This window comes from Flavobacterium poyangense (assembly GCF_011751075.1).
In the GTDB taxonomy this organism is placed as follows: Bacteria; Bacteroidota; Bacteroidia; order Flavobacteriales; family Flavobacteriaceae; genus Flavobacterium; species Flavobacterium poyangense.
On record NZ_JAALLN010000008.1, the window covers coordinates 112,527 to 137,846 of the forward strand.

Consider the following 25,320-nt stretch of genomic DNA (forward strand, 5'->3'; position numbering starts at 1 on the left):
TTTAATCTTCTATCTGTTAATGGCTTCAATTTTTAAAGTCCACGCTTCTTTGCAGGGTAAATTAGTACTTAAACTTTCGGGAATTGTGACTTTAAATCCGTCCGCTAATTTCGTCCATTTTAATGGTTTATTAAAACCTAACATTGAGATTTTTGTTCCTTTTTTAGGATTGATCGCTTTCACTACCACTTCTGAAGGAATTTTCTGTTCTCCCTCTTTAGCCAAATAAAACAAGAAGACATTTCCAGCTTTATTTTGAGTCATACAAATGTTGTTTTCTTTATAAGGCGCGATTGGTTTGGTATTGTAAATTGCTGTACTGTTTACTTTCATCCATTCTCCATAAGCTGCCAATAAATCATAAGCGCCTTGTTGCCATTCTCCATCCGGACTTGGAGCAACATTCAACAATAAGTTTCCGCCTTTTGCCACTACATCAATAAGCATATGAATTCCTTCTCTTCCGGTCAGATATTTAGCATCCGGCGTATACGACCAACCACCGCCTGAAGTGATACAGGATTCCCAAGGATAAGGTAATGTTTTTTCAGGAACACGATTTTCAGGGGTCAGGTAGTTCTGATTTTTCCCGTGAACGGCTCTGTCTACTACAATTAATCCCGGTTGTTTTTGACGTGCTTTTACAACCAATTCGTCCATTTTCACATCCTGATCCACAACTCTGTGTTTTATAAATCCGTTTTTAGAAGTGTTTTCTGCAAACTTTTCTTTGTAATTTTCATCGATATTTTGTTGGTCTCTTTTTTTAACCCATCCGCCATCTAACCACAAAATATCAACCTTACCATAATCTGTCAATAATTCTAAAATTTGATTGTGCGTAAAGTCGACATACTTTTGCCATTTTTCAGGATATAATGATGGGTCATAATTTACGTTTCTGTCGAAAGGAGGAAAATATGGATCCCAATAGTTCTCGTTATGCCAGTCCGGTTTTGAAAAATAAGCTCCGACCGATAAATTTTCGTTCCTAAAAGCATTAAAAACTTCTTTGGCAATATTGGCTTTGGGATTACTGCTAAAAGCGCACTCCTTGTCTGTTATTTTATAATTTGTATATTTTGAATCGAACATAGAAAATCCGTCATGGTGTTTTGTGGTAAAAACCATGTATTTCATTCCGGCAGCTTTTGCCGCTTTTGCCCATTTTTCGGGATCAAATTTTACCGGATTAAATGTTTTTTTTAAACCTTCGTATTCTTTCACATATTGATTGTAATTCCCCGGATTGCTTCCTTTTTTACGTTCACACCAGCCGTAATCCTCCGGGCAAATTGACCAGGATTCTACAATTCCCCATTGACTGTAAGTACCCCAGTGCATTAATAATCCAAATTTTTTCCCTTGCCACTCTTCTATGTTTTTCAATACTAAAGGATCTGTTTCCGGCACATAACGTTCATCTTCGTAAATGGCCTGAGCAAACAGCTGAACTGAAAATAAAATTGCGACTATGAATATTCCTCTTTTCATATTTTATACATTTTAAATTTTGCCATCTTGTACTTTATTTATTCTTAACACATAGAAACATAGGCCTTACTTATGAAAAAAAGAATGCAAAAAGAAACAAGTTTCTCTCATATGGCTATGTGTATTAATACAAGTGAAGCGCCTTTATTAAGCTATGAAAACTATGTTTCTATGTGTTAAAAAAATAGAGCCAACGATTCTAATTCACTAAAATCTCATCCACAAACAGCCAGGAACTCTCTCCTCTTGGGCTCTTTTTTAAGTTTGCAGCAATCACTTTTACAAACCTTGTATTTTGTTTTTCAAAGTTGATTTTAAATTCTTTCAATTCAGAATTGACATTCATAGCATACGGGCGCATTACTTTACCTACTTCTTTATAACGAATACCGTCGTTTGATACTAAAATTTTTATCTGTGTTGGGAAATTAATTCCTGCTCCCTGACTTTCTAAAGTTCCAACCGTAACTTGCTCTATACTTTGAGCCTTTTCGAGATCAATCACGATTTCCATATCATTCACTAACCAGGCTTGCCATTGTCCGTCATGAAAGTTTTTTGACCCTCTGATGGCATTTACCATTCCAAAAGCCCCATCACCTTTGTAGCTATCGCTATAAGGTGTCAGATAGCTTACCTTATAACCAACTGCCTTATGAAACACAATAGTATCAGTAAACGTTTTTCCAACCGGTTTATCATTTTGAAACAAAGAGGCCTTCAGAATTGTTGTCTCTTTAAACGGAATTGGATTTGTGTATTTTACAGCATTATGATCTATGTTTTTATTTCCCAAAACATAACGAATATCGGGATTGGGGAATTCATTTTTTAAGATAACATTGATCACTTTTTTAGCTAAATCCGCAGTAGAGGAAGCCGAGACCAAATAAGCACTTTTTGAATAATTGATTCCTAAATAATCGTATCTTTTTAATAAGGAAGGTAGTCTTGAGGTAAAATTATTCCAGTTGCGATTTTCTTTTGAACTCCATAAAACCTCAGCTAAAGCTGCTAATCTCGGAAAAATCATGTACTCTGAAGCTTGTGGATTGGTTAGAAATTCAGCCCATAAATTAGCTTGTCCGCCTAAAACATGACCGGCTTCCTGCGGTGTCATGGTTGCTACAACAGGATCAAATTCATACACTTTATTTAACGGATTATACGCATCAAAAGCCAAAGGTTCTTCGTTTTGTGGTCCCTGATAAAAATTAAAATAACAAGGTGACTCCGGCGACATAATCACGTCATGTCCCTGATTTGCTGCTTCGGTTCCTCCTTTTGTACCTCTCCAGCTCATTACAGTTGCTTCAGGAGCTAAACCGCCTTCTAATATTTCGTCCCAGCCAATTATTTTCCTGCCTTTAGAATTGATGTATTTCTCCATTCTTTTAACAAAATAACTCTGTAACTCATGAACATTTTTTAAACCTTGCTCTACCATTCTTTTTTGACAATGCGGACATTTCTCCCAATTGGTTTTAGTTGCTTCATCACCACCGATATGAATGTATTTTGAAGGAAAAATGGTTACGACCTCATCAATTACATTTTGCAAAAACTCAAAAGTAGTTTCTTTTCCTGCGCAATAGATATCGGTTATGGGCCATAATCCGCCTGACGGAACTCCAATTCTTTGATTGAAGCAAGCCAACTCAGGATAAGCCGCAATTGCAGAACTTACGTGTGCCGGCATTTCTATTTCCGGAATGATTTCGATGTTTTTTGCAGCGGCATATTGTACAATTTCTTTTAATTCTTCTTGCGTCAAAAAGCCTCCATACGTTCCTTTTTCATCAGGGTTTGTAACCAGTCTTGCATTCCACGCTGCATTTTCCTGATCGACTCTCCAGGCTCCAACTTCCGTTAGTTTTGGATATTTTTTAATTTCAATTCTCCAGCCCTGATCATCTACCAAGTGCAAATGCAAAACGTTCATCTTCAACATTGCCAAACGATCTATGGTTGCGAGTACGTAATTTTTATCAAAAAAATGACGCGATAAATCCAACATCAATCCCCTCCATTGAAAACGAGGTTCATCTGTAATGGTCACATTCGGAATTTCCCATTTTGCTGTTGTAAGTGTGTTTTTGCTCTCAATGGCCTCAGGAAGCAATTGTCTGATCGTTTCTAAACCATAGATAAAACCTGCATTTCCGTTTGCTGTAACAGTAACACTATTAGAATTTACTTCTACTTTATAAGCTTCTTTATGAAAATTGGAATCTATTTTAAATTGAACATAATTGCGCTGTGGTGCTTTTTCTCCCAAAACCGGACGCCAGCCTGCCGCAACTCCGAATTTATTTAATAATGCATTCGAAATCTCTTTTTGAGACGCTGTAGTGGCAACAAAAACAGTATTTTTAGAAAACTCAAAACTTCCGGGCTGAATCACTAATTGATTTGGTTTCGGAATAATCTGAATGTCTTTTTCTGTAAAAACTTTCTTCTGGCTATAACCCGAACTTAAAATGGCTAAGAAGATTAAGACAAAAAATGGTTTTACTATTCTCATAATTATTATTTTAAAGAGGGTGTTATTTTAAACTGATACTGATAACTTTTATCTTTTAAAAGATATTTTTCCATTGGCCAGGCCTGCCAGCTGTCGATTCCGCCAACTCCCATTTGTTTGTAATCGATTTTTAAACTGGTCAGATCTCTTTCTTTCAATTCGGCAGCGTGTCTCTGGTCTTTTTCCGGACCGTCATCTAAATCCTCATTTAAAAAATGAAGTGCCGTGATTGAAAGCAAATTATCTGAAGTAACTGTTAATTTCAACTGATCTCCCGATAAGTCTAAGAAACGAATATCCGTTTTATTTCCTGTTTCTTGTGGACGAATGTATGGATAGTATTGTTCTGAAACGGTTTGTGTGTACAATCCAACTTTTGAGCAGTAATTTCTGTCGATGTAATTTTCGTGCGGACCTCTGCCATAATAGGTCATATTGCTAAAATCTCTTGACACAATTACTTCCATACCAAATCGTGGCAACATCGGTTGTTTCTTCGTTTTATCAATATTTAGTTGCTCTTTTACAAGTAATTCTCCATTAGCGTTTAACTCATAATTTAGCTCTAAAGTCGCGGCAACCTGTGGTAAATTGTAAGTGGCTTTTACCAAAATTTTATGGTCTTTGGTTTCCAAAAATGACCAGTTAACCAAGGTCGGGTTTTCTGTAGCTTCTTTCCATGCAACTAAATTTTTCTGAAAACTAGCACCAAAATCATTATCATTTGGTGCTCTCCAAAGATTTGGACGTAACTGATAGCCTTCTTTTATAATTGGCAAATTATTAAATGAGTAGCCATTGATAAATCCTGTTTTTTTATCGAAAATAATTTCGGCCTTATCACTTTTAAAAACGGTGCTGTTTGTTCTTTTTTCTACTGTTATTTTTCCCGAGCCTTCGATTTTAATATCGTTTTTCCAAGATCCTTTGTATGTCAATTGTTCTGTTGCAATTTCGAAACCTTTTGGTAAAAGCGGCTCTTCTTGTTTTAACTGATAACTGAAGTCAATGAAAGCTTCCTGAAACTTTTTATCTCCTAATTTAATTGGTAAAGTATAACTTTTGGACTGATTTGAACTGATCACTAAATCTTCGATAACACCTGTTTGCTGCACAACCCCGTCTAAAATCAATTTCCAGTTTAAAGTCACATTGCTTAAATCTTTAAATGAAAATTCATTGTATACTTTAATCGTTGCCGCTTCCTGATTCTCCCACGAGGTCAAAATGTTTTGTTGTACATTTTTTACTTCAAATGCGTGTGGATTTGGTTTTCTGTCTACCGTAAATACACCATTGTTTACAAAATTATTGTCGCTTCTTACGTCCTTTGGTCCAAAATCTCCTCCGTAGGCTAAAATTGTAATTCCGTTCGGCAGTTTTTTATAAACCGATTGATCGATCATATCCCAAATAAATCCTCCCTGAAAGTTTGGATATTTACGATACACATCCCAATAATCTTTAAAATTTCCCATCGAATTTCCCATCGCATGCGCATACTCACACTGAATGTAAGGTCGCGACGGATTTGGGTTTGCGAGGATATATTCCTCCATTTTATCAGGGGCGCTGTACATCGGATCGATAATATCAGAATCCCAATCAAATTTTAAATCTTTTCCGTCCCAGCCACCGGCAGTTGCTCTTTCGTACTGGATTGGTCTTGATTGATCACGGTTTTTTATCCATAAATAACCTCTGTAAAAGTTGTAACCGTTTCCGGCTTCATTACCCATACTCCAGATAATAATCGAAGTATGATTTTTATCTCTTTCGACCATGCGCTGCATACGTTGAAGATGTGCCAATTCCCAATCCGGTTTGTTTCCGAGTGTTTTGGTAATATCATACCCCATTCCGTGTGATTCTATGTTGGCTTCATCGACCACATAAATTCCGTATTTATCGCATAATTCGTAGAAATATTCGTCGTTTGGATAATGCGACATTCTCACGGCATTGATATTAAATTCTTTCATCAATTTAATATCCTGCTCCATTCTTTCTCTGGAAATCGTCTGTCCCGTTATGGGATCAACTTCATGACGGTTTACTCCTTTTATATAAATTGCTTTTCCGTTTACCAAAAGCTGACCGCCTTTTATTTCTACTTTTCTAAAACCAACATTGTGATGAATAACTTCCACAACATTTCCTTTTTTATCTTTTAATAAAAAGCTGATTTGATACAAATTCGGAATCTCTGCACTCCATTTCTTTGGGTTATTGACCGCAAATTCGAAAGTTTGTTTTTCGCTTAAAACAGAAATAACTTTTGAGGTTACGATTTTATCGCCCTCTTTTAGCTGAACGTCTAAAGTATAACCGTCTTTCTTCTCTAAATTGGAAAATTGAGTTGTGATTTTTAAAGTTCCGTTTACATAATTTGCATCTAAATCCGGAATGATTTCGAAGTCGTTTAAATGTGTTTTATTTCTCGCAACCAAATAAGAATCTCTTGTAATTCCGCTCATTCGCCACATGTCCTGACATTCCAGATATGAACCATCATTCCATTTCATAACCTGCAGTACAATGGTGTTTTTACCGGTTTTCAGATACTTAGTCAGGTTGAATTCTGAGGGCAGTTTTCCATCTTCACCATAACCTGCATAAACACCATTTACCCAAACAGTAAGATTAGATTTTGCCGCACCAATATGGAGAAAGATATCTTTTCCCTCCCACGATTTATCGATCGTTACTTCTCTTCTGTAAACTCCCGTTGGATTGTATTTTGTGGGCACAAATGGTGGATTTGGCGCCATTAAATAATCAAAATCGTAAGTGGTGTTTACATACACCGGATATCCGTAACCGTTTACATCCCAACTAGCCGGAATTCTAAAGTTATCCCACTCTTTGTCATTAAAATTGGTTTTCTCAAAATCTTCAGGAAGCACATTTGGACTGTCAACATATTTAAATTTCCATGCCCCGTTAATGTCCACATAATTTTTAGATTGCCTCCATTCGTTTTTATCGGCTAATACTTCATTTTCAAAAACATAGTAAGCGGCGTGCATGGGTTCTCTATGCTCTTCATTGCTTTTTTCGTTCTGCCAAAACGGAACTTTCTCCTGTGCGTTTACAGCTAAAATCGAGGTAATTACTAATAATAATACGGTTATTGTCTTTTTCATTCTTTGATGTTTTACACACTAACTTGTTTTCTAAACATATAACTTTCTTGGGAATTAGCAGTAAATATCATTTGCCACTAATTGCACGAATTTTCACGAATTATTTTTTCAATTAAAGTTACTGGTTTAAATAATGTAAGATGTGAGATGTGAGATGTTGAATACGGCAAGTGTTGTTAATAGTAAGCAAACGTTTATGAAAACGATATTAGAAGTAGAGATACTAATTAAACAAAACGTTACACCTTTCAAGCTTACGGTTTACATTATACATTATACATTATACATTTCACATCTCACATCTCACATCTCACAACTACCAACTCGCTTTTGTCTCTTTGATCGTTTTTAAATTACTTGCAGACAGTGCATTCCCATCAAAGAACGAGACTCCTGCTGCTCCATTTTCTTTTGCGTATAAAATGGCATCTTTTAGTTCTTTATCGCTCTTTAAACCCGGAACATAAATTCCGGTATTGATTTTTGTTTTCTTATCTTTTAAATCAGCAACACCTTGTTTGGTAGCGTAACCAACCCAGTCAATTTCTTCGTCATAAAAACTATTATAAATCATCGGGTACACCTGGTCGATATTCCATTTGTCCCAACGTTGACGTACCATATGATCTGCCATTTCCGGATAAGGAAATACGGCTGCGGTCAGATTTTTGTTGTGTTTATGAACAATTTCATAAGCATCGTTTACAACTGCCTGAATCGCATTTAATCTAAAGTTTTTCCACTCCATATCGATCGAAGTGTTGTGGCTTTCTTTTGGGTTTTTATGATGGATTTTTTCGAAAGCTTTCACACATTCGTCACAATAACAAAAATCGAATTGAGGTAATTCTACATCTTGAACCAAGTTGTATTTTGGCAATAAACTAATTGGCAAAAAGATGTCGGGGAAACGAATGTAATCTAAGTGCACACTCTCGATTCCGTTTACTTTCGCTAATTCTTCCACTAACTTCAGTACATGTTCTCTGGATTCCTTTCTGGTTGGACACAACCATTGGTAATAATCTACGTACGGACGCGTATCAAAGCAAGATTTCCCTTCTTTGCTCACCTGATACCATTCCGGATGCTTCAAGGCAACTGAGTCACCGGGTCTGTTCATTGCCATAATCCAGGCATGTACTTTTAGACCTTCTTTGGTCGCCAAAGGCACTAATCTTTTTAAAAGTTTTGGATCTGTTGCTGTGTTTATGAGTACTTCATCAATTCCTCCCTCTTTGTATTTTTTGAATTCTTTTGTATAATCTGCATCCGATTTTTTGGCATCGGCAGTAGTCCATACTCCAAATTTAAAAGTGGTTTGTTCTTCTTTTTTAGTACATGAAAAAATACTAAATGCTAATAAAAAAAGTAATAGTTTTGGTAGTTTCATAGTGGTTTATTTTGTTGTTATTTTTCCGTCCTGCCTTATTATGAATGTTGTATTAGAGAAAGGACTCTTTACTAAAATATTATATCCTGACGAATGGTTTTCTATTGTTGGTTTTAAAATTTCACCATCGATAGTACTGCTTTTTGTGGTAAGCGCTGCAATAGACTTTGCCCAGGTTTTATGTTTTTCAAAATACCTTTTTTGAGCACGGTACAAAGAATACAACTCCCATCTTACTTTTTCGTCCTGCGGAATTGTAAAAGTATCTTTCCCTTCTTTGGAAGAGAAATACACATACCCCCATTTTTCGGGTTCATGCATATTGATTACGCCCATTGGCGACCAAACCCAATTGTACTCAGGTAAAAACTTCCCCTGAGCATCTTTCTTGCGCTCATAAGTTCCATTTTTGATACTGTGCTGCCAATTGACCCTCGAAAAATTGATCCTCCAGAATTTATCTGCCGGAACATTCTGATCAAAGAAACTGGTTTTGTAAGTCGCCCATGGAATTGCCATTTCTAAAACCCAGCCTTCATCTGTATCATTTGCATTGTTTAGAGTTCCGTTGACCTTGACTGCTGATTTTAATCCCTGAATATTCCAATCGTTTGCTACTACAATATCACTTTCTCTGTATGGTTTTGTCAGGAATAAATCCCAGGCGGTATTTAAGGCGTTTATTTCCAATTCGTAATAATTAAAGGTATCGCTGTCCGGATCTACAAAAACTTCAAAATCATTATTGTAAAAAATGATGGTGTCGCGTTGTTTTAGATTGGCCCAAACATGTGGTTCTTCCATTTTTGCTAAAATGTAGAAATTGGTTTCGTCCCAAAGCATTTTTACTTTTGTCGCATACTTTGGTTTTATACCATTTTCGATATCTTCAAAAAGGTCTGTCCATTCTGTTTTACTCCATGAAGCATCGGTATCGTCTCCATCGATTACGATTGGTGCTGTTGTTTTTGCTGCAACATAGGTTTTGGGCACAATTGATTTCTTTGATTGCGAATATCCCATTATCGAAATCAATCCTAAAGCAACGGTCAGCCATTTTAATTTTACAACCATCTTTTTTTATAAACTATTATCTTTCGTAAACTGAACTACTTCACTTAATTTACCAAATGCTATCGCTACAACTGTATCTGCCGCACCGTAATAAACTGCCAGTTTATCTTCCTCTGTGTCGTGCAAAGCTGCGCATGGAAATACTACATTTGGCACATCTCCAACCATTTCATAAAGTTCTGCCGGGCCTAATAAATACGGTTGAGTTCTGTATTTTACCTGATCGGGCGAATCAACATCTAAAAGTGCTGAACCCATTGCGTAACGGAAACCGTTGCAGGTATTGATAACACCATGATAGATCATCAACCAGCCATCGTTTGTCAAAATCGGAATTGGTCCGGCTCCGATTTTAGTACACTGCCAGGCACTATCTTCAAAAGGTGTTGGTTTCATTACCAGACGGTGTTCTCCCCAATATTTCATATCGGGACTGTAACTGATCCAGATATCACCAAAAGGCGTATGACCGTTATCACTCGGACGACTTAACATGGCGTACTTACCGTTTATTTTCTGTGGGAATAAAACACCATTTCTATTGAAAGGTAAAAAGGCATTTTCGCATTGAAAAAATTCTTTAAAGTCAAAAGTGTATCCAATACCAATTGTGGGGCCGTTATAACCATTGCACCAGGTAATCCAGTATCGATCTTCTATAAAAACAACACGAGGATCATATTTATAGGCAGATTCAATCATTTCGGTATTTCCGGATTGCATTACGATGGGTTCGTGGTTAATGTCCCAATCGATTCCGTTTTTACTAAAACCGGCAAAAATATTCATTTGAACAGCCTTATTATCACATCTGAAAACACCTGCAAATCCATCTTCAAAAGGGACTACGGCGCTGTTAAAAATACTGTTTGATGGCGGTATGGCGTATCGCTCAATAATTGGATTTTCAGAGTATCTCCACATTACATCGTTACTGTTTTCGGGTCTGTCTTGCCAAGGAATACTGTTCATTCTATTGTTGTTTTATTTATTGTTTGTTTAAAAAATTTGTCATGCTTAACACAAAAACTAAAAGTCTTTTGCACGCAGATTTGGCAGATTAAGCCGATATTTTTGTTTTGCTATTTCGATAAAGACAATCTGAATAAATCTGCGTGAAAAATTTCACTGCGAACATAGGAGAAACCTCGTTTTTGAAACTGCACATTAGGCTTTTCTCTTATATTAACACACATAGCTATGTGTGGAAACTAGTTTCTTTTATATTCTTTTTCTCATACCTCATTCTATGTCTCTATGTGTTAAAACATTTTACTTTAGTCCGCAATCTTTCGAACTTTGTCTAACCAGGTGAATTTTAATACCGCAGTAGTGACTAAAAATACGATTAATGCTGCAATTGCTTTTGGATAATCTCTGATCACAAAATAAATGGGAAGTAAAATCATACTCGACTGCCACACTATACCGATTATACAATTGAGCATATCTTTCCAGAAATCATTATTTTTTTCGAAAGTTTGATCTTCCGCTTTTAAGAGCTTGCAAACCGGTTTCCACCAACCCCATGGTCTTACGTTGGCATAAAATGATTTTAAGACGTCCATATCTGTTGGTTTACTAAAGAAAGTTCCTAAAAGACAACCCAATATAGAAAAACCAAATATGATCGGAAACAAATAAATGGCCTGTACTTGTGCCAGTTCATACAAAAATGAACCTTCAGCTAAATTCCCTTTGCTTTGTCCTAACAAAAATTGCAGGGAAGCCACGATTAATCCGGCAAACATTCCCCAGAAATATCCCCAACCGTTAAAACGCCACCAAATCCATTTTAAGAAATTGGCTGCCACATAACCACCATACAAAGCACTTGTGATCCATAACGTTAAGGAGTTTATCGACTCTGCGAAGAATCCCATAAAAACACCTAAACCAACCACAAGGAAAGAAGAAATTTGGCTCACTTTTATATAGTGTGCATTGGTTGCAACGGGTTTGAAATATTTTTTATAAATATCATTTACAATATAAGCCGGGCCTGCATTTACGAAAGCCGAGAATCCGGACATAAAAGCAGCAAGTAAACCGGCCAGTAAAAGTCCTTTTATTCCAACAGGAAGATATAAATTGACCACTTTGGGCATTAATAATTCTAAATCGGCTCCGCTTAAAGCTGCATTTGCATTAAGCTCGGGTGCTAAATTTACCAAAGCGATTACCACAATCCCCGTTATTAATAAATACCTTGGAATAAATAAAATCAAGTTGGTAAAACCACTCATATAAGCAGCTTCCTTTACTGATTTTGTAGAAAGAATTCTTTGTAAATCATAACTTGGAGTTGGTCCTGCAACACTGGCAAAGAACCCTTTAAACAAGGTCATTCCGATGAAAGCGCCGAACATTTTATACCCTTCTGAATCAATTAGCGCATTGAATGTCTGGAATTTTTCACTCCATTGTGTTTCAAACTGCCATCCGAAGAAAACATTTTTCCACTCTTCACTAATGACAGAATTGATCTGAATATCTGTATAATTTACGAAAGCATAACCGGCAATCAGTACGCTGGCCACAATCATAATTAAGTATTGCACCACTTCTGTAGCCACCACTGAAAACATACCGCCTTTGACCGTATAAATTGTAGTTAAAAATATAATTAGTAAAGCATAAGATCGCTCTGAGGTAAGGACAACCAAATCTCCGTAATGAAGGGCTAAATCCCACGGAAGAATAATGGTTATGAATTTTCCAATTCCTTCAAAAAAATAAGCGATAAAACCAATTGTAGAGATAATAGCAAAAACGGCTACTATAATATGGGATGCTTTTCCGGCTTTGTCGTTTCCAAAACGAGTCAAAATCCACTCAGAGCCTGTCATTACTTTTGATCGTCGAATCCAGACGGCCAGGAACATCATGACAAAAATCTGATTCCAAATGGGCCAAAGCCACATAAACATAAAGCTTTTTACGCCATACAAAAACAGTATTCCAATCATCCAGGAAGTACCCGAAACGTCAAACATTCCGGATCCGTTGCTCAATCCTAAAAAATACCATTTGATTGTTTTTCCGCCAAGGAAATAATCGTCTAAACCTTTTGATGCTTTTCGTGAAATCCAAATTCCTATTCCTACTGATAGCACAATATAGGCCACGATGATTGATACGTCAATGATATTCATTAATTTTAATAGTTGTTTATGGTTAGTTAAATGGTACTCTCTGTTTTTATCACTTTGTTTTGGTTAAGAACAAAGTCAAGTTCAATAATGTATGCTTACTTCTAACTTTTTGCAGGTATCTATTCATGAAAAAGCGATTCGTTTGTAACGAAATTAATGCTACAAGGATTTCAGAATTTTCAGGAAAAACCTGTTGATGATATGGTATTGCTTTTTTGTTAACATAACTATTTTGATTTGCATTAAATTTATTATAAGAAGTTTATTACAACTAAAAAATCTTGTACCCTACCTATTTTTATCCCTTTTTATTTTACAACTTGCGATCAGAATTACAAGTAAAACAAAACCTCAAAAATTCACAGTATAAACATTCTTATTTTAGCTTTAAACTTAAGCAAATTTCAATTTTATTAGCACTAATTTAGACAGACGACATATAAACTTAGATAAACACCAAAAAAAGTCACAAAATATACTATTATTATGAATTTCAATTCCGGCAAACTCTATAGTGTCCCCTTGCATTATCATATCCTTTTTTGGCTTACTTATTTTTTATTCAACACCTTTCGTTGGGGCATTTATTTTAATGATTACGGTTATTCCTTCAAAACTAATTTATTGGGGTTTCCAATTCACATGACTTTATGTTATTTGAATATTCTAATTTTTATGCCTTATTTAGTTTATCGAAAAAAATACTTTCTCTATATACTGACCGTTTTATCGTCGATATTTGTAATGGTCATCATTAAATTTAACCTTACTTATTTATTGATAAGCCATAATGTTTGGCCGGAAGGGCCTCAACCCACCGATAAACTGGCACTCAATTATGCTCTCGATATGATGATTGGTGAGTTGTATGTAATCACCTTCGTTACGGCAATTAAGATTACGCTGGATTTTATGAAAGAACAAAAAAGAGTAGCCGATCTTGAAAAATCGCAATTAGAAACAGAACTGCTTTTTCTAAAATCTCAAATCTCTCCTCATTTCCTCTTTAACACCTTAAATAACATCTATTCGCTCTCTGTTGAAAAATCAAACAAAACGCCAAAAGTTGTTCTGAAACTATCCGAATTGATGCGTTATATGCTGTATGATACCAAGAGCCAAAAGCAAACTTTAGAGAACGAAATACTTTGCATTCAAAATTATCTGGATCTGGAGCGGATTAGAAATGACGAACGGTTAGAAATAAACATGTCAATTTCCGGTGATATTCATGATAAAAAAATATCTCCGATCATCTTATTGACCTTTATTGAAAATGCTTTTAAACATGGTGTAAACAAGAATACCGGAAAAGTAGTCATCAATATTAGCTTCAAAGTAAAAGGCGATTTTCTTCATTTTACGATTGCCAATCCACAACCGGAAATTACACTGCATCAAGATAACTTTAACACCTCAAGTGGCATAGGGATCGAAAATGTACAAAAAAGACTGGAATTGGATTATAATAAAAAAGACTATCATCTTTCTTTTAAGAATAAAAAGAATATTTTTGTTGTAAAACTTATAATTAAAGTTACGTAAACCTGTTGGGTGTAATTAACTTAGATTTTAATGTTTTAGATTTTATTACCTTAATTTTTTCCAAAAAATAATAATTGCAAAAATGAAAATAAATTGTTTGATTATAGATGATGAACCATTGGCAATTAATGTGATTAAAAACTATTTGGAGCCCATTGAAAATTATGAGGTAATAAATACTTTTACAAATCCGATAGAAGGTTTAAATTTCTTAAAGAACAATAAAGTCGATGTGCTTTTTCTGGATATCAATATGCCTGTCCTAGATGGAATTAATTTTCTGAAAAGTCTCGAAAACCCACCATTGGTTATTATTACAAGTGCTTACAGTGAATTTGCAATTGAGACATATGAACTCGATGTTTTAGACTTTTTAGTAAAACCTGTTGAATTTCCAAGGTTGATGAAAGCCCTGAACAAGGCTGACAAAAGACTTGAGAACAAAAACAATCCGCTTCAGGAAAACAGTACGGAAAGTCCCTTTATCTTTTTAAAAATTGATAAAAAAAGAATGAAGAAGGTTTTCTTAAATGAAATTTTGGTGATCGAAAGTCTCAAAGATTATTTAAAAATTAGCACTTTAACCGGCAAATATATCATACACAGCACCTTATCTGATTTTACCGATTCATTACCAGAGAGAAATTTCATTAGAATACACCGATCTTATACGGTCGCCATTGATAAGATTGAAGCCATAGAAGGCAATACAATTGAAATTGAAGGCATTAGATATGTGATTGGTCGATCGTATATTGATCAGGTAAAACAACGGATTTTAAATTCCTCCAATTAAAAAAACATTCTTATAATATCATATATTTTGCTTTAGAAACAAGTAAAATCTGGAAACGCGATTTTTTGAGGTGATCCCTTTAAACCGGAAAGACATTGTCAATTTGAACCGAAATAGGGGCATTTTTACTAGAATTTAAGTATAAAATGACATCAAATATTACCTTTTGAAGAACCTTTTTATTGACGCCATTGCTCCTTCCTTTTTCTCTACATTTGGTTTTGGTTTACTTGCCTGCGCGGCTTTTGTACGCCTATTTATAGATTTACTAAAATCTTTGAAATTTGCAGCTGCGCCCTTTTCTTTAGATAAAGAATTAGGCTTTTCAAAACCTGCCACTGCTTTCTCAAGAGTATTGTTAAGCCTATCATTACTATATAAATCATTATCTGTACCAGAATCCATAGTTATTACCGGATATACTTTAAGTAAATAAGGTAGATCCTTATGTTCCATTTCGGCTCCTTGAGTTATTGCAAGTATTCCTATATACTTATCGGGCATTACTGCTCTTCCTGCAGCAAACTCTTCTGATACTTCTGCACGTTTATTTAGATCTTTGGGATAATGAACAACTCTCAATGTATTTTCATCAATTCTTAGAGGATCAACATATCCGTCACATTTAGCTAACATTTTTAGACTGTCATCAAGCTCATTGTTACTTTCAAACTCTTCACCTTGTCTCCTTTTTTGAAATTTTTCCATATTCTCAAGATCAGAGATATAGGTAAATGTCTCACATTTTCCACGATCTTTGCTTTTATGTGATGATCGGGCAGATTCATTCAAAACCGCATAATCATATAAAGCTTGTCTTCTTTCTGATTTTAGAGCTGGATCTTCTTTCAAAATTTGATCAAGTTGTTTTTCCAGCTTATTAAGTACTTCACCTTTAGAATCAAGAATAGCACCGTTAAACCTCATTAATGCTTGTGGAAGGTTATTTATTCGATCATAGGCAATCGTTATTAATTGCACATTTACATCCGGCAGTACTTTAAACGTTTCATTAAAGTTATTTAATACTTCGATATGACTGTTAGGATCTTCCGGAAAAAAGATCACCCCCACTGTATCAGACTTAGCATCTTTATTACTAAGCAATCCATCACTCTTAGCCAAATCTTTAAGAAAACCATTTGTTCTGGAGTCACTAACTATATTTTCTGTAAAATTGCCTTTTGAAGTCTCCAAAAAAGAATCCATCGTCTTATTATCAGATACAAATACAAACTCTCTCATAATTTATTTTTTAATAATTTTTAATCCGTTTGAAAAAAATAAGATTACCAATTAAGGACACAATAAAATCAACTAATACCTTTAAATAAGTACCTATACAAATGCAGTAAATGAGTAACAAATAAAAGCTCCTATTTACATGATCAATTTGTTAATTACAAGTTCCATAATTGCTCCCAAAAAATATCATCTTAGAATAAAGTAAAATTAATACTACAAATTTCCCATTTTAAAAACATACCGCTTGTAGAATTATTATGTTATTTATTATACAACTAATTCTACAGAAACAGTAAAACTCCTTTGAATTGACTTCTGAAAGTTTTTATTCTTCCATTATTAAGGAGATTCTATAGAAGCATTGGTACTTCTATTGTCAGAATAGTTCAAAAAGCTAATCGTTATTGCGTAGAATATCAAAGTTTTTCCCCTTCTGGTTCTTCTGCACTTTTCTAAAAATTACAAAATCACAGTAAACAACGATTTGGCAGTTTCACTTATCAAATAAATGCCTTCAATAAATAATTCAAAAATGCAATATTATAACTACAATTACTATTTTTAAGATACTTACAAATCTTGATTTTTTTTTTTAAGTCAATCTTAAAACATATAAAACCATGGGAATTGAAGAAGCTATAAGAATAATAAATATCGCTGCATCAGAAAAATCAGAAACATTACTCCTTCCTTATTTAGAGCTCACTACAGAGGATCTGGAAATTTTGATACCGCTTATAGCGAAAACGGATGTTACTGAACTGACTTTAATTGACCATACACTTCAGGAGCTTCCTAAATCAATAGATGCATTACAGAATCTTAACTCCTTGATTTTAAGGTCAGATAAAATTAAGATTTTGCCCGAATCCATAGGGAATTTACCAAAACTTAACAAACTAATTATAAAAGGAGAATCAATTGAATCTTTACCCCAATCCATAAGTGACCTAACAAATCTTGGATTACTGTATGTAACAGGAAACCGTTTTGAGACTTTACCCAAGTCTATAGGTAATCTAAAAAAACTTTATCAACTAGGTGTCGAAAGTCGCCGTTTTTCGGTTTTACCGGAGTTCATTAGTAATTTACCCCATCTTGAAGCTTTAAGTCTGCCAAATTCCGCTATTAGGATGCTGCCTGAAAATTTACGTCATCTACAAAATCTCAAAATAATTGACCTTAGAAATAACCCTCTTTCCGATGAAACAATGATCTGGCTCACTCATATTTTCCGACCAGAAGTAGTTGCTTATAATATGGCTGCCCATGACCAAAATCAAACTGCTGAAGAGGTATTACAACTGGTGTATACAAATCCAGACGAACAAAAATCCATAATAGATAATATTGAAAACTGTGACCTGGAATCCGGAGATATTTATTATGGAGGAGCATCCCAAGCGCAATCGAAACCCGCCAAGGACATTATAAATGAATTCTTGAGCAAGGTGCAAATTCATAGTCAGTATGACCAGGAGTTTTACGGCCCTCCCATTAAAAGCACCTTGGACGGCATCTTAAACAAAGAACACTTCACCAAAGAGGAAAGGGTCAATAATTTAGCAATAATGACCACTAGCATGGGAGACTGTTCTACGCCAATAAGAGAGGCATTGGTACGAGAAACGGTTAAACAGTTCCTGACACAGGAAGATACATTGCCTGAAATAAATCAGATTGTTATAGAAAAAGAAGCGCTCAGAAATGCGATAAGCAGGTTGGAAGGATACTGGCCAAATGAAAAAATAGAACAGGCAGCCGGCTTACTTAATTCCATCTACCTGAGCGGAGCAGAAAATAATCCAAAAAATCAAAATCTTCAGATTGTGGGGGAAAGAATACGGTTGCCTTCTATAACACCCTATCCTGACTTTGCTTTTCAACAAATACAAAGCAATTCCGAGTTAATTAAAAGTTTTGTTGATATGGTCTGCCAAACAGATGATCATAATCAACCTATACGCCATGATGATAAGTATTGTTTGGATCTGAACAAGATAAAAAAAATTAAAGACCAATATATAGCATCGTTTAAATCTGAGGCAGAGCAGCAAAATGAAAAGAAAAATCCCAAACCACAACTGGACAAATTTACAATACCTATAAATGAAAAGGAAAGTCCCCGGCCAAAAAGCCCAGATCAATCGGGTACAAAGCACACCAATGAAACTCGTTTAACACCAAAAAGATAACGCGATTTTGCCCCAAATAAATACACCTAAGAACTTAAGCTTAAAAGCACTTTTTTTGACTAACTTAAAATATATAAAACATGGGAATTGAAGAGGCTAAAATAATAATAGATATTGCTGCATCAGAAAAATCAAAAACATTACTCCTTCCTTATTTAGAACTCACTACAGATGATCTGGAGATTTTGATACCACTTATAGCGAAAACAGATGTTACCAACTTGGCTCTATACAACAATTCTCTTCATGATCTTCCTGAATCCATAGGAAAACTACAGAAACTTACGTCCTTGCATATAGAATCAAAAACACTTAAAACTTTACCCAAATCCACAGGCAAACTACAAAACCTTACAAAACTACAGGTATCAGGGCATAACTTTACGACCTTACCTGAGTCCACAGGCGAACTAAAAAACCTTACAGAACTATATATATCAGGACATAACTTTACGACCTTACCCGAGTCCACAGGCGAACTAAAAAACCTTACAGAACTACAAGTCATTGGAGAAAATTTTATGGTTATCCCCAAGTTGATAGGCAAATTACAGAATCTTGAAAGACTATGTATATACGGAGACTATTTTCCGTTTTTACCCGAATGCATCGGTACGCTAAACAAACTTACAGAAATAATTGTATCTGGAGGACGTCTTGAAAACATACCCCAATCTATTGGCAATCTACCTAATCTTAGACGTTTCATTATACTAAACTCGGCTATCAGTGAAATCCCTGAAACCTTAGCGCATTCACAAAATATTCAAGAGATTAAGCTTATTAATTGCCCTCTTTTTGTTGAAACAATGACCTGGCTTGATCGTACTTTTCCGGAAGGAATAGTTACATATAGTAGTAGAGCTACCCGTAGTCCTTATCAATCTGCTAAAGAAGTTTTACAGTTTCTGTATACAAATCTATATGAACGGGCATCTGTAATGGAAAATCTTGAAAACTCTGATCTGGATTCCAGAAATATTACTTATAGAGGAGGATCCCAAACACAGCTAAAAACTCTCAAAGAGATTATAATAGAGTTTTTGAACAAGGTGCAAATTCACAATCGGAATGATCTGGAGGTTTACGGCTCTCCTATCAAAAGTATCTTAGACAGCATCTTAAACCAAGAGCGCTTCAACAGAGATGAAAGAACCAATAATCTGGCCACATTGACCATTCGCATGGGAGACTCCTCTACAGCTATAAGAGAAGAATTGATACAGGAAGCGGCTAAACTGCATCCAAAAAGTATAGGTACATTACCCAAAACAAATCAACAAGCTGTTATAGAAAGAGAAATGTTCAAAAATGCCTTAAGCAAATTGGAAGGATACAGAGCAAATGACCAAATAGAACAATTGAATGGCTTACTAAATGCTCTTTATCTGGACCGGGCAGAAGAAAACCCAAGAAATCAAAATATTCGCATTATAGGAGACAGAATCCGACTTCCTTCTGTAACAGCCTATCCTGACTTCGCTTTTCAACTAGTGCAAAATAATGCCACATTAATCAAAAATTTCGCTTGCATGGTCTGCCATACAGATCCCCATAATCAACCTGTACTCTACAACGGTACGTATCGTTTGGATATAAACAAGATTAAAAAAATTAATGACAACTATTCAGCAGAACTTATATCTAGAACAAGACAGCAAAGAGCAATACAGTGGTCCCTGAACATCTATCCACAGAAAATGATCGAATTTTTCAATAAAAAAGAGGAGACATTGGTAAACGAGCACTCCCAAGGAGCTGAAAATTTACTGGATATCACTTCACACACAAAAGAATCACAGGAACTAACTGAAAAACAAAACACAAAGGAAGATCGTAATAAAGCGTATGAGAAATTTTCCTCTCAAAAAAAATCGGAAATCGAAATATTTACAAATGAAAAGAAGAATCAAAAACCCATCTTAAACAGGCTTACAGTACCTGTAAATGAAAAAGCCGCCCCCCCGACCAAAAAGCACAGACCGATCAGATAAAAAAGCCAATGAAACTCGTTTAGCACAAAAAAGATAACGCAATAGCACAGAAAATGGCCTTTTGCTTAACCAAAATTAAACTACTAATTCATTGTTTTGTGGCGGATGAACTGACCTCCTAGCTAAAAGTCCTGAAATTTATTCAGGACTTTATAAAAAACTTAAAAGAATATAGCTATATCTACTTCTATTTATGACTTTATTTTTTCTATGCCTTATTTACCCAGGCATTAATGTACGATCCGTTTTTTAAATTTTCTATAACCTCATCAATATCAATTGGGTTTACTACAAAACAACCTTCTGAACGACCCGCTCTACCGGTTCCTTTATAATTTGGCACCACATAATCTGCTTTGTGTATCACAATAGCTCTTTCTCTAGCATTTGAATTTGTAGGATCTTCTCCATCTATCCTTAACGAAAGATCATGTTTACCAATATAAGTTTCAGCTGTTTCATATATACCTATACTCGATTTATTAGAACCTATTTCGTTAGAAAATTTTGTAGCATACAGTTCTCCTGAATTCTTACCATGAGCAACCAAATAGGCTTTGTAACTTTTATTTCTAAGATTAAAAATGAACAATCTCTTTTCAGAACTCGGTTTATTAAAATCTACTACAGCCCAAAAATTTGCCCTGCTTTCGGGATATCTGTCAAATAGTTGCTTTAGCTGCTTTTTTTGCCCTAATTCATCTGCTTTTATTAACGCAATTTCTTTTACATCATTGTTTGCAACATCGGCAATAATTGGAGGAGTTTCGACAGTAGCCCTTTCAGCTAAATTTATTTCAGCTGTACTAAATCCGTAATCGTCCACGTACTTTTGAATTTGCTTAAGGAGCTCGTTACATTCCGTTTTTATTTGCAATTGTTTTTCGGTATCGTTAATAAATTTTACAGGTGCCCAATGATTGGAAACATTTCTTAATGCTATGGCGGTAAATTCTACAGAAAATGCCGGGCATTCTTTTGATAATTTCTGAAATTCTTTTGCATCTCCTGTACCGAAATTTTTCGTTTCATAATAGGTAAATCCTTTTTTAAAATATTGCAAAAAACCCTTTGGTTTTGATGTTCTGTACGTTTCAAATACGCGTGAGAGCTTTTCTTTTGCGACACTTCTGACATTGTAACTTGTTTGGAATAATCCGGCTTCCGTATCGTCTCCGTGGTCAAAATTCATAGTTGCGTCTTTGCCTTCGCAATGTTTACCATTGCTTTCCATAACTCCAAGTCCAAACATGAGCACAAACAAGTGTCGTAGCCTGTCTTCCTCTCCTTTATCATTATACATTTTATTCAATGCAAAAACCTCATTGAATCTTTTTAATGCATCTCTGTCTCTGTCAGAATTAAGCACTTTTGCCATCTCTTTTACAAGTGAATCTCCGTTTTTTAACCTGAAATAGAGTGACGCAAACATAAGTGCCATGCCATAATAATACCCCCACGCAGCCTTTCCTCTGTTGTCCCAATCTATTGTGGTAATGCCTTTTCTGCCTACAATATCAGTTATTGCAATTTCAGGATTACTATCGAGTTCCGTTTTTATCTCTAAACCAAGTTTTAACAGCGTTGTATCATCAACAATTCCGGTACCGGATAAACCATTTGTCTGCTGAAAATTTTTAATCGCTATTTTGGTACCATCCCCAAAAATACCGTCTATTCCATTCGGATTATATCCTAATTCAAACAGCCTGTTTTGAAGTGTTTCTACATGCAATCCTCTATCTTTAAATTTTGGACTAATTGCCATTTTCTTTGCCATAATGTTTGATTTTTAAATTCTATATGTTATTGCTTTAATTTACTGACTCCAATAGAAAAACGGTAGCCAAACTGCAATTGATAAAAAGCCGAATTGTTTCCTTTATAACGTCTCACTTTCCTTAATATCCTTGGTGGTATTGTTCATTTTTTTATTCTCAATATTTTTTATCAGTCTTCTAATAACCATTAAAAAACAAGAAGTATGTACTTTGTCCATACAAGTCTAAATGACAATCAAATACCTAACAAGTTAATAAAAAAATCGAAAAGAAAAACGAGTACAATTACTTGTTTTACCGATGATTAAATACGATTTTATTAACTTGCCTTCTTAAAATTAACAAAATGACATACTCTTTATTTATAAATTCTGCTATGAAATCTATCTGTATACTATTGCTTATTGTGTGTGTTTTGAGTTGTAAAAAACAGGCAATCCCCGCCTTTGACGATGACCTTAGTTTTGTTCCTGAAAAAACTATGAAAATCAACAACTTGACACTCGAAAAGAACAATAGCATTTGCAATGGAAGTTATACGCTAAAAAATGAATACGTGGTATCACAATTTGAAATTCAATCCAAATATTCGCTAATTGTAACCAAACTACAAAACTGTTCCTCAAATTTTACTTTTAACGCTTACGAAAGTCCAAATTATCCAACTTCCGGTTATTTTTCAATAGTCAATGAAGGATTGTATGAGGTTAAAATGAGTCCGAAAATTTTTGATGCAAAAGAAAAAATTAATACGATTGATTTTTTCTCTGATAAAAAAATAACGTATCAAGTCAATACTGACAGCATCAAGAGTTTCAATCTCAATTTTAATAAATTTGTAATCAAAGTTAACAACGACAATAATAAGGTATTGTATGGCGATATAGAATATTATGGTTTACAAGATTTGGATGCTGAAGTATTATTATACAAGCACCAAAATGAAGTATATCTTTTTATTATGACTCCTCGAAAAAAGGATATCGTTTTAGAAAAAGGCTTGCTGTATAATTATCTTTTTAAGTGATTAGTTAAAATATAAAAAGCAAGCAAAAAATTTAATTTATCACAACCGAGCAAGCATTGTACAGGAATAACAAAAACACCTCTTTTAAATACATTCATTAAAAGAGGCGTTTTTACCAACAAAAAAGGCTTACTGCGTTATAAGCCATAAAATTATTCCTTATTGCAAAACATCAGCAACGGTACAAGAAATAATTCCTTCGTTTGTGGCAGAATTCGTGAGTACTTTTTTCTCTGTACCATTCACAAAAATTTTGGCTGTTAATGTTTGTCCCGGAGTACCTTCCTGCCCTACTACTGAAGTACCGCTTATTCCCAAAGCAAAAGTACCTTTGCCAAAAGTTACTTCCTTAGACCATGGAATACTTACGTTGTCTTCTGTTACATTACCACCACTTTCATTTATGTAGGTTACCCTTATTTTTTTTGAAAATGTACCGGTGAGTTCATACTTTACTTTTCTGGAGTTATCAGAATCGGGATTCTTATCATTATCATTACTGCAAGAAGTTACAAGCAGCAATAAACCTGTCAGCGCAAATAGTATTTTTTTCATGTCTCTATCGTTTTTTAATTTCATTCAAAATTATAAAACATCCAATTTTCAAAATTGTATGAGAACGACATTAAATTTTCCTATTCCACTAAATAAATGAACGAAGAACTTTCGGCACCCAGACTTTCTTTCTTAATAAACTGGTAAGGCGAAAGATCTGAAAACTCCTTAAAATCAGAAATAAGATGGGACTGATCTGCGTAATTAAGGTCATATGTTAAAGTAGTAAGTTCTCCATAAACTGCAGATGGCAAAACTTTAAGAGCTTTTTCGAATCGGGCTAACCTATTGAATTTAGTCATAGAAACTCCAACATTTGTTTTAAACCGTCTTTGCAATTGTCTTTCTGAGAATCCATAATGACGTGCGATTTTCTTCTGATCTTTTTCACCATTGTAGCATTGGAAGTTATGGGAATGAATTAGATCACTTAGCGCTATATCTATTTTCCCATTGTCTATTTTCTCAAAAAAATACTTACTCAGAATGGCAACCCTTTCCCTATGATCTTTAGCATTTAACAGTAAAAACGGAATTTCGGTAGTATCAAGTAAAAGGATATCCGGCATCTCATTGGTCAATTCTGCAGCATTAATCCGAAAAAATGCATGAAGGGCATGCGGATAAAAACTAACACCAAAATGAGAAAATTGATTTTCCCAAAAAGCCTCTGTAGGCCTGGTATCTACTCCGCTCAAATAACATAAGGGCATCGTATTTCCCTGCGCATCCCTGATTGGAGAAAAAGTACTGATATCCTGAAATATAAGTCGCGGATACTGATCGGCAAAAGAACGAATATGCAATTCTTCTTTCTTTACAACCGATGCGTCATAGCTCCAGAAATAACGAATCCAAGTTTTCAATTTTTCATGTACCGGGTATGTCGTATATTTCATCATAGATGCTGCATTGAAAAGAGATTATAAAATTAAAAAAAAAGCAAAACAGACCGCTATCAAGTATGTCTTTTCAATGAAAATTCATCTACAATAAATCTGAACTTTTCTTTATCGAGCGGTTTGTTAAGGAATCGAAATACAAAAGGATTATTCTCAGCGCGTATAAAATCATCCGGATGTATAGATGTTGTAATCATTAAAATAATGCATTTAGTTCTGATGGTCTCAGAAAGTTCCTTATACTCTTCCAGAAATTCATATCCGTTCATTCCGGGCATGTTGATGTCTAAAAATATAAACTCCGGAAGCAATTCGGGTGTACTCTCTAATGATCTGATATAATCCAGTCCCCCAAGGGCCGATTCTTGCAGAATTATTTCTTCGGCAAAAAGATATTTTTCGGCCATTCGTTTTGCAATATAACGATCTGTGGGATTATCGTCTATCACCAGGATTTTTTTAAAGGTCGGTTTTGTAGTTTCTTGGTCCATCGT

Annotated in this window: 17 protein-coding genes; 5 read left to right on the plus strand and 12 right to left on the minus strand. The window is 34.9% G+C overall.

Going from position 1 to position 25,320, the window contains the following annotated elements:
* Nucleotides 1-9: 9 nt before the first annotated feature.
* The 7 genes from G3A47_RS14045 to G3A47_RS14075 all read right to left on the minus strand — a co-directional run bounded on the left by G3A47_RS14045 (nt 10) and on the right by G3A47_RS14075 (nt 12,786).
* Complete coding sequence (locus tag G3A47_RS14045; protein WP_166923357.1) at nt 10-1,494, minus strand: alpha-L-fucosidase; 1,485 nt, start codon at nt 1,492-1,494, stop codon at nt 10-12.
* A 199-nt stretch (nt 1,495-1,693) separates the two neighbouring features.
* A complete protein-coding gene (locus G3A47_RS14050; protein ID WP_166923359.1) occupies nt 1,694-4,018 on the minus strand; it encodes a glycoside hydrolase family 20 protein in 2,325 nt (774 codons plus the stop codon).
* A 5-nt stretch (nt 4,019-4,023) separates the two neighbouring features.
* Complete coding sequence (locus G3A47_RS14055) at nt 4,024-7,164, minus strand: glycoside hydrolase family 2 TIM barrel-domain containing protein (protein ID WP_166923361.1); 3,141 nt, start codon at nt 7,162-7,164, stop codon at nt 4,024-4,026.
* A gap of 316 nt (nt 7,165-7,480) precedes the next feature.
* Nucleotides 7,481-8,557, minus strand: a complete 1,077-nt coding sequence (locus G3A47_RS14060; protein WP_166923363.1) for a putative glycoside hydrolase — start codon at nt 8,555-8,557, stop codon at nt 7,481-7,483.
* 6 nt (nt 8,558-8,563) lie between these two features.
* Nucleotides 8,564-9,631, minus strand: coding sequence for a carbohydrate-binding family 9-like protein (locus G3A47_RS14065; RefSeq protein ID WP_166923365.1), 1,068 nt, complete (start codon nt 9,629-9,631; stop codon nt 8,564-8,566).
* 6 nt (nt 9,632-9,637) lie between these two features.
* The gene (locus tag G3A47_RS14070) at nt 9,638-10,603 is read right to left on the minus strand and encodes a glycoside hydrolase family 130 protein (RefSeq protein ID WP_166923367.1); all 966 of its coding nucleotides are present in this window, start codon (nt 10,601-10,603) and stop codon (nt 9,638-9,640) included.
* Nucleotides 10,604-10,908: 305 nt separating this feature from the next.
* Nucleotides 10,909-12,786 (minus strand): sodium:solute symporter family protein, encoded by a 1,878-nt coding sequence (locus tag G3A47_RS14075; protein WP_166923369.1) that lies wholly within the window; start codon nt 12,784-12,786, stop codon nt 10,909-10,911.
* Between the two features lie 486 nt (nt 12,787-13,272).
* On the opposite strand from G3A47_RS14075, the gene G3A47_RS14080 reads away from it, so the two are divergent.
* Together G3A47_RS14080 and G3A47_RS14085 are read left to right on the plus strand one after the other, a co-directional pair.
* On the plus strand, nt 13,273-14,331 hold the full coding sequence (locus tag G3A47_RS14080) for a sensor histidine kinase (protein WP_166923371.1): 1,059 nt from the start codon (nt 13,273-13,275) through the stop codon (nt 14,329-14,331).
* A gap of 82 nt (nt 14,332-14,413) precedes the next feature.
* Nucleotides 14,414-15,127, plus strand: coding sequence for a LytR/AlgR family response regulator transcription factor (locus G3A47_RS14085; RefSeq protein ID WP_166923373.1), 714 nt, complete (start codon nt 14,414-14,416; stop codon nt 15,125-15,127).
* Between the two features lie 159 nt (nt 15,128-15,286).
* Here the strand turns inward: G3A47_RS14085 and G3A47_RS14090 are convergent, their stop codons facing one another.
* Entirely contained in the window at nt 15,287-16,372 is a 1,086-nt protein-coding gene (locus G3A47_RS14090; RefSeq protein ID WP_166923375.1) for a hypothetical protein, read from the minus strand.
* Nucleotides 16,373-16,992: 620 nt separating this feature from the next.
* Between G3A47_RS14090 and G3A47_RS14095 the strand changes: the two genes are divergently transcribed.
* On the plus strand, nt 16,993-18,567 hold the full coding sequence (locus G3A47_RS14095; RefSeq protein ID WP_166923377.1) for a leucine-rich repeat domain-containing protein: 1,575 nt from the start codon (nt 16,993-16,995) through the stop codon (nt 18,565-18,567).
* 80 nt (nt 18,568-18,647) lie between these two features.
* Nucleotides 18,648-20,561, plus strand: coding sequence for a leucine-rich repeat domain-containing protein (locus tag G3A47_RS14100; protein WP_166923380.1), 1,914 nt, complete (start codon nt 18,648-18,650; stop codon nt 20,559-20,561).
* A gap of 208 nt (nt 20,562-20,769) precedes the next feature.
* On the opposite strand, the gene G3A47_RS14105 is transcribed toward G3A47_RS14100, so the two are convergent.
* Nucleotides 20,770-22,341, minus strand: a complete 1,572-nt coding sequence (locus tag G3A47_RS14105) for a murein L,D-transpeptidase catalytic domain-containing protein (RefSeq protein ID WP_166923382.1) — start codon at nt 22,339-22,341, stop codon at nt 20,770-20,772.
* Between the two features lie 347 nt (nt 22,342-22,688).
* On the opposite strand from G3A47_RS14105, the gene G3A47_RS14110 reads away from it, so the two are divergent.
* Nucleotides 22,689-23,369, plus strand: a complete 681-nt coding sequence (locus G3A47_RS14110) for a hypothetical protein (protein WP_166923383.1) — start codon at nt 22,689-22,691, stop codon at nt 23,367-23,369.
* A gap of 159 nt (nt 23,370-23,528) precedes the next feature.
* Here G3A47_RS14110 and G3A47_RS14115 read toward each other — a convergent pair whose 3' ends face one another.
* From G3A47_RS14115 to G3A47_RS14125, 3 genes are all read right to left on the minus strand, one after another.
* Entirely contained in the window at nt 23,529-23,924 is a 396-nt protein-coding gene (locus G3A47_RS14115; protein WP_166923385.1) for an MmpS family transport accessory protein, read from the minus strand.
* A gap of 80 nt (nt 23,925-24,004) precedes the next feature.
* The gene (locus G3A47_RS14120) at nt 24,005-24,826 is read right to left on the minus strand and encodes a helix-turn-helix domain-containing protein (protein WP_166923387.1); all 822 of its coding nucleotides are present in this window, start codon (nt 24,824-24,826) and stop codon (nt 24,005-24,007) included.
* A gap of 56 nt (nt 24,827-24,882) precedes the next feature.
* Complete coding sequence (locus tag G3A47_RS14125; protein WP_166923389.1) at nt 24,883-25,317, minus strand: response regulator; 435 nt, start codon at nt 25,315-25,317, stop codon at nt 24,883-24,885.
* Nucleotides 25,318-25,320: the final 3 nt, after the last annotated feature.

Excerpts from the sequence above, each read along its gene's own strand:
- G3A47_RS14080 (WP_166923371.1), top strand. The coding sequence starts at position 13,273 with ATGAATTTCAATTCCGGCAAACTCTATAGTGTCCCCTTGCATTATCAT.
- G3A47_RS14115 (WP_166923385.1), bottom strand. The coding sequence starts at position 23,924 with ATGAAAAAAATACTATTTGCGCTGACAGGTTTATTGCTGCTTGTAACT.
- G3A47_RS14045 (WP_166923357.1), bottom strand. The coding sequence starts at position 1,494 with ATGAAAAGAGGAATATTCATAGTCGCAATTTTATTTTCAGTTCAGCTG.
- G3A47_RS14095 (WP_166923377.1), top strand. The coding sequence starts at position 16,993 with ATGGGAATTGAAGAAGCTATAAGAATAATAAATATCGCTGCATCAGAA.
- G3A47_RS14110 (WP_166923383.1), top strand. The coding sequence starts at position 22,689 with ATGACATACTCTTTATTTATAAATTCTGCTATGAAATCTATCTGTATA.
- G3A47_RS14070 (WP_166923367.1), bottom strand. The coding sequence starts at position 10,603 with ATGAACAGTATTCCTTGGCAAGACAGACCCGAAAACAGTAACGATGTA.
- G3A47_RS14125 (WP_166923389.1), bottom strand. The coding sequence starts at position 25,317 with ATGGACCAAGAAACTACAAAACCGACCTTTAAAAAAATCCTGGTGATA.
- G3A47_RS14075 (WP_166923369.1), bottom strand. The coding sequence starts at position 12,786 with ATGAATATCATTGACGTATCAATCATCGTGGCCTATATTGTGCTATCA.
- G3A47_RS14055 (WP_166923361.1), bottom strand. The coding sequence starts at position 7,164 with ATGAAAAAGACAATAACCGTATTATTATTAGTAATTACCTCGATTTTA.
- G3A47_RS14105 (WP_166923382.1), bottom strand. The coding sequence starts at position 22,341 with ATGGCAAAGAAAATGGCAATTAGTCCAAAATTTAAAGATAGAGGATTG.
- G3A47_RS14085 (WP_166923373.1), top strand. The coding sequence starts at position 14,414 with ATGAAAATAAATTGTTTGATTATAGATGATGAACCATTGGCAATTAAT.
- G3A47_RS14060 (WP_166923363.1), bottom strand. The coding sequence starts at position 8,557 with ATGAAACTACCAAAACTATTACTTTTTTTATTAGCATTTAGTATTTTT.
- G3A47_RS14100 (WP_166923380.1), top strand. The coding sequence starts at position 18,648 with ATGGGAATTGAAGAGGCTAAAATAATAATAGATATTGCTGCATCAGAA.
- G3A47_RS14090 (WP_166923375.1), bottom strand. The coding sequence starts at position 16,372 with ATGAGAGAGTTTGTATTTGTATCTGATAATAAGACGATGGATTCTTTT.
- G3A47_RS14065 (WP_166923365.1), bottom strand. The coding sequence starts at position 9,631 with ATGGTTGTAAAATTAAAATGGCTGACCGTTGCTTTAGGATTGATTTCG.
- G3A47_RS14050 (WP_166923359.1), bottom strand. The coding sequence starts at position 4,018 with ATGAGAATAGTAAAACCATTTTTTGTCTTAATCTTCTTAGCCATTTTA.
- G3A47_RS14120 (WP_166923387.1), bottom strand. The coding sequence starts at position 24,826 with ATGATGAAATATACGACATACCCGGTACATGAAAAATTGAAAACTTGG.